This window comes from Desulfurella sp. (genome assembly GCF_023256235.1).
Classification (GTDB): Bacteria; Campylobacterota_A; Desulfurellia; order Desulfurellales; family Desulfurellaceae; genus Desulfurella.
The window spans coordinates 35,173-44,531 of sequence record NZ_JAGDWY010000079.1 but is presented as its reverse complement, the minus strand read 5'-3'; the positions used below and the strand labels follow the sequence as shown (position 1 = coordinate 44,531).

8 protein-coding genes and 2 pseudogenes are annotated in these 9,359 nt (G+C 31.6%); 5 read left to right on the top strand and 5 right to left on the bottom strand.

All coding sequences use genetic code 11. The features are described from left to right. The first annotated feature begins 85 nt into the window (after positions 1-85). The 4 genes and pseudogenes from pta (at position 86) to Q0C22_RS08715 (ending at position 3,069) form a co-directional block, all read left to right on the top strand. Positions 86-1,064, top strand: a pseudogene (pta, locus tag Q0C22_RS08735) (phosphate acetyltransferase). Positions 1,065-1,076: 12 nt separating this feature from the next. After that, positions 1,077-2,436, top strand: a pseudogene (locus Q0C22_RS10505) (acetate kinase). Between the two features lie 115 nt (positions 2,437-2,551). Then, entirely contained in the window at positions 2,552-2,737 is a 186-nt protein-coding gene (locus Q0C22_RS08720) for a hypothetical protein (RefSeq protein WP_025392810.1), read from the top strand. Between the two features lie 11 nt (positions 2,738-2,748). Further along, positions 2,749-3,069 carry a hypothetical protein gene (locus Q0C22_RS08715; protein WP_291493832.1) on the top strand — a complete coding sequence of 107 codons (321 nt, stop codon included), beginning with the start codon at positions 2,749-2,751 and terminating at the stop codon, positions 3,067-3,069. On the opposite strand, the gene hflX is transcribed toward Q0C22_RS08715, so the two are convergent. Further along, a complete protein-coding gene (hflX, locus tag Q0C22_RS08710) occupies positions 3,064-4,137 on the bottom strand; it encodes a GTPase HflX (RefSeq protein ID WP_291493829.1) in 1,074 nt (357 codons plus the stop codon). The two genes, Q0C22_RS08715 and hflX, sit on opposite strands and share 6 nt — an antisense overlap. A 4-nt stretch (positions 4,138-4,141) precedes the next feature. Beyond that, the gene (locus Q0C22_RS08705) at positions 4,142-5,113 is read right to left on the bottom strand and encodes a D-glycerate dehydrogenase (RefSeq protein WP_291493827.1); all 972 of its coding nucleotides are present in this window, start codon (positions 5,111-5,113) and stop codon (positions 4,142-4,144) included. A gap of 91 nt (positions 5,114-5,204) precedes the next feature. Here Q0C22_RS08705 and Q0C22_RS08700 point away from each other — a divergent pair, with 91 nt between their 5' ends. Next, positions 5,205-5,435: a hypothetical protein gene (locus tag Q0C22_RS08700; RefSeq protein WP_092128834.1), complete on the top strand. Its 231-nt coding sequence runs from the start codon at positions 5,205-5,207 to the stop codon at positions 5,433-5,435. On the opposite strand, the gene Q0C22_RS08695 is transcribed toward Q0C22_RS08700, so the two are convergent. From Q0C22_RS08695 to serA, 3 genes are all read right to left on the bottom strand, one after another. Continuing rightward, positions 5,432-7,270 carry an FAD-dependent oxidoreductase gene (locus Q0C22_RS08695; protein WP_291493824.1) on the bottom strand — a complete coding sequence of 613 codons (1,839 nt, stop codon included), beginning with the start codon at positions 7,268-7,270 and terminating at the stop codon, positions 5,432-5,434. The two genes, Q0C22_RS08700 and Q0C22_RS08695, sit on opposite strands and share 4 nt — an antisense overlap. Beyond that, the gene (locus Q0C22_RS08690) at positions 7,260-7,859 is read right to left on the bottom strand and encodes an alpha/beta hydrolase (protein ID WP_291493822.1); all 600 of its coding nucleotides are present in this window, start codon (positions 7,857-7,859) and stop codon (positions 7,260-7,262) included. The genes Q0C22_RS08695 and Q0C22_RS08690 overlap by 11 nt, the downstream gene beginning before the upstream one ends. Before the next feature lie 15 nt (positions 7,860-7,874). Next, positions 7,875-9,359, bottom strand: a 1,485-nt coding sequence (gene serA, locus Q0C22_RS08685) for a phosphoglycerate dehydrogenase (protein WP_291493820.1), incomplete at its 5' end; no start/stop codon positions are given.

Here is a 9,359-nt window from a genome sequence, read left to right as displayed (position 1 = left end):
TCTAAGAAAAAATTTGACAAAGAATTATGTATTGTGTAACTTTACAAGTTAAGTTATAGTGTGTATTACATAGGAGGGATTAAAGATTTTGGATGAGTTTTTAGCAAAATGTAAATTAAAGCCAAAAACAGTGGTTTACCCGGAAGGCGAGGATGAAAGGCTAATTCAGGCGGCTTCTTATTGTAGTTTAAATAATATTGCTAAACCTATTTTAATCGGCAACAAGAAAACAATTCATGATAAAGCAAATAACTTAAAAGTAAGCTTAGATGGTGTTGAGATAGTTGAAGTTGCAGATTTTGATTATTCAAAAGAATTATTTACTATTATAAATTCAGATAAACAAAGGATTGATCAAAATCAAGCCATAGAATACTCAAAGAATCCGCTATATATTGGCGCATTATTAACAAGAAAATCTCAGGCAGATATGTGCATTGCTGGCGCAATTCATGATACAGCGGATGTAATAAAAGCAGGATTATATGTTATAGGTTTGAAAGAAGGCACACATTTGTTGTCCAGTTTCTTTTTGATGGAGCTACCTATTACTGAATTTGGTGAAAATGGTGTTTTATTTTTTGCCGATTGTGGTGTAAACCCGGATCCGAATGCACAGCAGTTAGCAGATATTGCAATTACTACAGCAGATAACTTTAAGATTTTAATGAATAAAGAGCCAAAAGTAGCAATGTTGTCATTTTCTACAAAGGGAAGCGCAAAACATAAATTACTGGATAAAGTTATACAGGCTTATAATATTGCAAAACAAAAAAGGCCAGATTTGGTAATAGATGGAGAGCTTCAAGCCGATGCGGCATTGGTTGAATCTGTAGCATACAGAAAAGCACCAGATAGTCCTATAAAAGGACATGCTAATGTACTTATTTTCCCAGATTTAAATGCGGGAAACATTGCTTATAAACTTGTTGAGCGTCTTGCAAACGCTCAAGCCATAGGTCCTGTTATGCAAGGATTAAAAAAAACCCATGCATGATTTGTCACGTGGATGTAAATATATGGATATAGTTTATTTGACTGCTATTTCTTCATTTCAAGCATAAAAAGGTGCTCTTATGAAAATTTTAGTGTTAAATTGCGGTAGTTCATCAGTAAAATTCGATTTATTTGATTGGAAATTGCAAAAAAATCTGGCAAAAGGTTTAATTGAACGTGTGGGTACAATTAATGCAACAATTCATTATAATAGACCAGGCAGTCAGCCTATAATTTATCAAAAAGAATTAAAGGACCACTCAAAAGCCATAAATGAAGTATTTAGTCTTCTTGTTGGGGAAAACGGAGTTTTAAGCGATCTTAACGAGATATACGCTATAGGTCACAGAGTAGTTCATGGTGGAGAAAAATTCAAAAAAAGCACTTTAATAGATGATAAGGTTATTTCAACTATTCAAAAACTATCTAGTCTTGCGCCACTGCACAATCCTCCAAATTTAGCTGGTATTCTAGCAACAAAAGAATTATTACCCAATGTACCACAAGTAGCAATTTTTGACACAGCATTTCACTCTACCATACCAGATTTTGCTTATATATATGCTTTACCTTTCGAGTGGTACGAAAAATATGGTATAAGACGATATGGTTTTCATGGTTCAAGCCATTTATATGTATCGCGTAGAGCTGCAGTAATGCTTGACAAACATGTAAAGGATACCAATTTAATTACATTGCATATAGGAAACGGAGTTTCATTTTGCGCAATAAAATCTGGGGTAAGCATTGATACTTCAATGGGTTTTACGCCTTTGCAGGGCGCTGTAATGGGTACACGCTGTGGCGATATTGATCCTGCTATACCATTTATATATGCAAGAAAAGTTAAAATTAAGCCCAGCTCAAATGATGGATATTTTAAACAAAAAATCAGGTTTGCTTGGTATAACAGGAAAATATTACGATAGAAGGGATATTATAAACAATGCCAAAATAGATATTAATAGTATAGATGAGCTCGATACAGAAAATTTAATTGGTGATATAGAACAAGAGCATCTATCTATTTTTAAAAAAGCTGAAGAAGGCGATCCGCGTTGTATGTTAGCTTTGCAAATTGAAGCATATGAGATTAGAAAATATTTAGGTTCTTACTTTTTTGCCTTAAATGGTTATTTAGATGCTATTGTTTTTACTGCAGGTGTTGGTGAAAATTCGCCTCTTTTAAGGTATATGGTGTTAAGAAAATTAGAAAATTTAGGTATTATTTTAGATAAAGACAAAAACCTCAAAGCAGACTCAAGTACAGGTGAGACTGCTATAACAAAAGATTATTCTAAAGTAAAGGTTTTTGTTATTCCAACAGATGAAGAGCGAGTATTTATTGAAGATACAATTGCAGTTTTAAGTGGAAATTATAAAAGTCATATAAGCTATGAATATTCTTTTCAAAAGAAAAACTATAAACCACTTAAATAAATTTAAAAATATTTATAAATTGTGTTTAGTTTGCAAAAATATTTTAAGAGTTAATTTTGTTTGACTTTTACTTTATAAATAATTATAATTGGACAGATTTTTAAAAAGGTGTAAAATGAATACGTATAAAGTTCTGGCTATGCTTATATATAAAGACGAAAAGAAAGTAGTTACTACAAACATTGTAAAAGCAGAAAATAAAAGCGAAGCCAAAAAGAAAATGATAGAACGCTACAAAAGATCTCCAAATGTGTCTGAAATCTTAATAAATGAAGAAACTGATGTTATAAAATTACTATAAGCGGAGGTAATATGCCAAGAAATATTGGATATATAGTTGCAGATGATGAAAGCGAAAAACTCGTACAAAAAGCTACAATAGACAGTTTTGCAAAACAAAATGGCTTTGATGATGTAGAATACTTTTATGAAAGTCAAAAAAGTTATGTGAGCTGGAAAAATCGAGATTTGGGCAAGGTCCTTTTGCCTTCTTTAAATGAAGGTGATAATTTTTTTGTTACAGATGGTGCTAAACTGGGTAACTCCACACCTGAAACAGATGTAGTTTTGATGTATTTTGCTGATAAACAAATAAATGTTTACTTTGCAAAGATCAGAATGAAAATTTTATAAAGATTTGTTGCCTGATTCAAGCGCGTTTTGTATGCAAAAAACCAAATCATGTAAATTAGTTTTGTATTTAGCCGATATATATACTTCTTTATCAGTGTTTTTTGGTAATATCTCAAGTAAATCTGATTTATTGTAAACTGTAATAACTGGTTTATTGAAACACTCTAAATCTGATAGGATTTTTTCTGTTACTTTAATTTTTTCTTCGTAATCATTCTGACTTATATCAACAACATTTAATATTAAATCTGCAAATTTTATTTCTTCAAGCGTTGATTTGAAAGCTTCAATTAACTGGTGGGGTAAATTTTTAATAAAACCAACCGTATCAATCAATAGAACTATTTTGTTATTGGGCAAACGTAATTTTCTAGCTAAAGGATCCAGCGTTGCAAATAACTTATTTTCAACATAGGCATCTGCATTGGTAAGTGCATTAATTAAAGTTGATTTACCTGCATTTGTATATCCTATTATGGCAACTACGGGAATTTGATTTTTTTGTCTTCTTTTCCTGTATAGACTCCTATGTTGTTTTATTTCTTCAATTTGTTTTTCAATGTGTAAAATAGAGCGCTTGATGTGCCTTATGTCTGTTTCCAGTTGTGTTTCGCCAGGACCCCTTGTGCCTATGCCACCGCCCAATCTTGAAAGTGTAACACCTATGCCTCTTAATCTTGTAAGTGAATATTTTAACTGGGCAAGCTTTACCTGAAGCATACCTTCTTTTGTTTTGGCATGTTTTGCAAATATGTCTAAGATTAGATTGGTTCTATCAATAACTTTTGTGTTTAGTATATCTTCGATATTTTTTATCTGGCTACCAGATAGTTCATTGTTAAATATGACAATATTAGCACCTTTTTGTTCAATTAGATTTTTTAGCTCTTCTATTTTACCTTTTCCTAAATAGTAAGTTTTATCTATGTTTTTTCGTTTTTGTGTTAATACGCCAACAACTTCTGCGCCAGCAGTTTTGGCAAGTTCTTCTAATTCTTGTAAAGACTTTTCATCTTTTTCGTTTAAAAATACACTAACTAAAATGGCTTTTTCTTGAAGATCTTGCATTTTTTTAGGTTTTTAATATGTCTTTGTTTACTAAAGTGCGCGGAATTTTTCCTTCTAAAAAATCAAGTATATTTTGCGCAGCCAGTATTGACATGTCAATCCTTGTTTTATATGTAGCGCTTCCAATATGTGGCAGGAGAACAACATTGTCTAATGTTTTTAATTTTTCTTCAATTATTGGTTCTTTTTCATACACATCCAGACCCGCTGCATATATTTGCCTGTTTTCTAAACTTTCTGCAAGTGCCTTTTCGTCAATTACAGCTCCTCTTGATGTATTAATTAAAATTGCAGTTTTTTTCATAAGGCTAAGTTCTTTTTTTCCAATCAAATGGTATGTTTGAGGAGTTAGAGGTGTATGAATGCTTACAAAATCAGATTCTTTAAGAAGAGTTTCAAGATCCACAAATTTTGCATTAGTTTGAGCTTCGAAATCAAATTTTTTAGAATTTGCAGTATACAGTATATTCATACCAAAACCTTTTGACATTTTTGCAAATGCCTGACCAATTCTACCAGCTCCAATTATACCAAGCGTTTTATGGCTTATATCAAGGCCTAAAAATAAGTACAAATCCCAGCCTTTATAGTTACCTTCTCTTGTAAATTTATCAGCTTGAGGTATACCACGCGCACAGGCAAATAATAAAGCCCATGCTAATTCTGCTGTTGCTTGGGTTAAAACATCCGGTGTATTTGTAACAAAAATTTTGCGTTTTGTTGCTTCATTTAAATCAATATTATCAAAGCCAACCGCATAGTTTGCAATAATTTTTAAATTTTTGGCAGCTTCAAAAAAATCTATATCAATTCTATCTGTTAATTGTGTTATGCAGGCATCTTTGTTTTTAATTTTCTCGAGTAATTCCTGTTTTGTTAAAGACCTACCTAAATTATTTACTTCTATATCGCATTTGTCTTTTAGGAGTTCCAATCCTTCTTCTGGTATATTTTTTGTTACATAAATTTTAAACATTATTTTCTCCTTTTTTACATAATTATACCATAAAAATTTTAAAATTGCATACTAAATTAAATTTTGTTATTATTTAGGCAGGTTTTAATGAATGTTTAATTTTAGCGTAGAAAATATTATTGTAGAAACCGTTGTGTATATACTTGTTAGTTTAATTGTAAAAATTTTATTGAATGATGAGGATTTAACAAGTATAAGGCGTATTTTATTGATAGGTTATTTAGTTTTTGCCAGTTTATTTGTTTCTTTAATCGTTTTTGCTATTGTAAGCGTAAGTGTTGTATTAATTGCAATTGGTATTAGAAAGGTATTTGAATATTAAAGCCTCAAGGCTGCATCGTAAGCATCGCTTATGGCACTCAAAGCATCACCTGGTTTTTTACAGTCTCCAATATTTATCGTATCGATACAAAAATCAATCTTGTCTATTAGTTCTTTATTGGGTTTTCTACCTAATGCAAGTACTATATAGTCAAATGTATAACGTTTTATTCCATTTTGTGTTTGAAAATATACTATATTGCTTTCAACATTTACGAGTTTATGATTTAAATATATTTTGATATTCGGGTCTAAAGATTCCAGTATTGGTAATTTTACAACATCTGCTGTAGTTTTAAGTAAAACATCATCCATTTCAAAAACACTTATACTTAAACCTTTATTTGAAAGAAAATTAGCTGTTTCAAGACCAATGAGCCCACCTCCAATAATGCCTATGTTGCTAACTTCAAAAGGCAAGCCAAACTCTAAAATTTCATCTGCACTATATACAAACTCATTATTCTTACAAAATTCGGGTATAATTGGGCTTGAGCCTGTAGCAAATGCTAAAATATCACATTTCTCGCTTTTTATAAGATCAATATCCACATCTATTCCAGTAAAGACAGGAATTTTTAAGTTTTCAACCTCAGATTCAAAATAATTGATCAACTTTTTAAATTCCTTTTTATGAGGTGGTTTGTATGCTAAATTAAGCTGACCGCCAATTTTAGGTTGCCTTTCAAATATGGTGCAATTTAAGCCCTTTTTGTGAGCAAAAATAGAAAATGCCAGACCAGCACAACCTGCACCTATTACCATAACTTTTCGTTTGTACATAAATGGCTGATCAAAAACTTTTGCTTTATAAGGATCTGGGTTTACCAAACAAGACATTTGTTTTTGTGCTTGAATATTAGCAATACAGCCTTGATTACAGCTAAGACATGGTATAACTATTTTAAATTGTTCATTTTCCCACTTATTAATAATTTGTGGATCAGCTATTAAAGGCCTTGCTAGTCCTATAAAATCTGCTTTATATTGTTCAATGGCAAGATTTGCTATATCAAATTCTCCAAGCCTATTTGCAGCAATTACAGTGGTATTTGTGCTTAATTTTATTTTATGTGCAAAATCAAGCAAAAAACCTTTTGGGTAACTTCCAGGCGATACATGTATAAATGTTTTAGCTCCAATTCCTGCCGAAACACTAATTAAATCAACGCCAATTTCTTTAAGTTTTTTTGCAAATATAATTGATTCGTCTAATTCAATACCATTTTCTACATAATCAACTGCATTAATACGAACACTTAAAATTTCATTTTTGAGAATTTGTCTAATAGTATCAATAATTTCTAGTGGTAATTTCATCCGATTTTGCAAGCCTGGACCATATAAATCGTTTCTTTTATTAAAGTAACTGCTTAAAAATTGACCAAGTAACCATCCATGCGCACAATGTATTTCAATTATATCAAAATTAGATTCTTTTGCGCGACTAGCTGCTTTGATAAAACTGTCTTTTATGTCATCTATTTCCGAAAGTGTTAAATCATTTACGGTTTTTGATTTTACATTCATGGCAAGCTGAATACCAGCCAGAGAATCATTTTCGTGAATTACCTTACTAATTTTTGATAATCCAGGAATTTTATCATCGCTATCTATACCTAATTGTTTGATAAAAGATTTGCCAAGTATGTGTGTGTATGTTGCTTCTACAATAATAGCGCCTAGATTTTTTCTTAGGGCATAGTAGTCAATATTTTGTTGAGCTACACTACCATCCTCGTTTGCGTAGTTTGTTACTGTAGGTAACATTACAATCCTATTTTTAAATGTTTTGTTGTTTATTGAATAAGGAGAAAATAATGCTTTATTTTTCATCTAAGTTTTTTAAAAAATCAAAAAAATATTGATCAAATAAATTTTCATTTTCAAAATAGAATGGATGAGATAAACCTCTAAATGTATGCAATCTGGCATTTGGCATTATTTCTTTTAGTTTGTTTCCAATTTTTGGATCAACCTTATTATCATTTGCTCCCCAAAGCAACAATGTAGGTACATTTAAATTTTTAAACTGTTCGATCTCGTTTTCAATCCAGGCAGGGGCTGCAGCAATTATAGCCCTGACCTTTTCAGGATGCTTTAAAGCGTATTTTAATGCAAAACCCCCGCTCATTGAAGCGCCAAATAATACAAAGTTATCTAATTTTTTATAATCTACGAATGCTTCAATAAAATTTACCGGCTCAATGTTGTTTGGTTGAGATTTTCCAAAACCAGGAAAATCAAACGCATAGATACGGTATTTTAAATTGTACAATCCGATTAACGTATCATTTAGCTTAAGAAAATCGCTTGCAGTGTAGCTTTTGCCATGCATGAAAATTATATCTTTTTCGCCAACAGGCTGTTTTATGTAAAAAACTTTTTTACCTGCAATTTCTTCTTCTTTTTCAACAAAATACATAGTTGCTCCTTTTAATCAAAAAACTATGGCTTTTACAAGTTCTATATCTTCAATCTTTCTAAGCAAATTAATTGCTTCTTGTGAAGGTTGTGTGTCAAGCTCAATAAAAGACATAGCAAGACCACTTTTTTGTCTTGATAGATGAAAACCTGCTATATTTATATTCAAATTACCCAAAATAGTTCCAATTTTTCCAATCGTACCAGGTTTATCTCTGTTTATAATATATAGGTATATGCCTTTTGGTGTGATATCAGTTCTAAATTCGTCTACAAGAACAATTTTTTGTGTTCCATCTTCAAATAATGTTGCACCGATAGATTTTGTTTGTTTATCTGTAGTAATTTTCATCAGAAGCTGATTATTATAGTTTTCGTAATTTTTTGCTTTTGCTTCAGAAACTATTATGTCAAGTTCTTTTGCTACATACGGTGCATTCATATAGGAAACATTATCGCTCATGCTAAATTCCAAAAAGCCCTTTAAGGCAGCAATTGTAAATGGCTGATAATTAAATGGTACATCGAATGCTTTTTCTACAACATCTTCTTCAAAACGTGCGCCAACCATTACTATATCGATTTGACTGGGTCTGCCTTCTGTTAGCTGGGCTGCTAAACTACCCATTTTTTCTGCCAAGTCAAAATATAATCTGTGTTCTTTAGACATTTTATCCTTAATAAATGGTATATTGATTGCATTTTGATAAGGTTTGCCAAGAAGTGCATTAACTATCTGCTGGGCTAAAATTAAAGAAACATTTATTTGAGATTCATTACTATTTGCTCCAATGTGTGGTGTAACAAAAACATTATCTAAATCAAGCAAAGGATTGTCTGTTGCTGGTTCTTTTTCAAATGTATCAATACCACAAGCTGCTACTTTGCCAGATTTTATACTGTCGTACAAGTCTTTTTCATTAATTATACCACCGCGTGCACAGTTAATTAAAATAACGCCATCTTTTGTTTTATCTATTTCTTTTTTTGTCATCATGTTTTTTGTTTCTTTTGTAAGAGGCGTATGAAAAGTTATTATATCTGATCTTTCAAGGATTTCGTCAAAATGTTCTACTAGTTCTACACCTAAATCTACAGCTTTTGATTTTTTTATGTATGGATCATATGCAATGCATTTTGCTCCAAAAGCTTTTGCACGTTTTGCAACTTCGCTACCGACATGTCCAAGGCCTACAATGCCCAGTGTTTTGCCAGAAAGCTCAACACCCATAAATTTTTTTCTATCCCATTTGCGCTCATACTTTAAGCTGTAGTGAGCAGTGGGAAGTTTTCTTAGAGCATTTAGCATCATACCCATGGTTAGTTCTGCTGCTGCTATTGTATTTGCGCCTGGTGCATTGATAACAATTATACCTTTTTTGCTAGCTTCTGCTATATCTATACTATCTACTCCAACGCCGGCTCTACCTATTACTTTTAATTTTCCAGGTCTTTCAAGTGTTTCTTTGGTAATGCGTGTACCACTTCGAGTAATTATTGC